The 434-nt window shown below is 35.5% G+C and carries 1 protein-coding gene; it reads right to left on the bottom strand.

Translation table 11 applies throughout. The annotated features are described in order from the left end of the window. A partial coding sequence (locus tag DLK05_RS19225; protein ID WP_209319968.1) for a hypothetical protein occupies nucleotides 1–434 on the bottom strand: 434 nt, incomplete at both ends.

Here is a 434-nt window from a genome sequence, read left to right as displayed (position 1 = left end):
AGGGTAAACAGCAGTTGATATGAAATCATCCGAAATGTAATAAAACTCGAGGTCACTTAGTACTCGTGCTTCGCATTGAGCAGGTTTTTCACAAGGATCAAATGCATTATGAGGAGAGGTAATATATGATACGACATTAGGAATTGATTCTTCTGAAATATTCTCATGAAATTCATTAGGACTGTCATTGCAGAGCGTAGGATCGTTAGAAAAATCAGCATCTATCCAAACCACATCAGGTTTCCGATCATGATTAGGTTCATTTAACATATTTTCCTCAGAATTGCAAGTAATTTCATTAGAAATATGTGAATCATTAGGAAAAGTCATACCTGGTACAATAGCATGAGAATTCTGATAAATCGGTTGATTAGGAACTGTTGTCTCACAAGAATTCTGGATTTCATCTAACTCTGAACTGTCATATGACTCTG

The organism is Ancylomarina longa (assembly GCF_003996985.1).
GTDB lineage: Bacteria > Bacteroidota > Bacteroidia > Bacteroidales > Marinifilaceae > Ancylomarina_A > Ancylomarina_A longa.
This window is presented reverse-complemented; position numbering and strand designations above follow the sequence as displayed.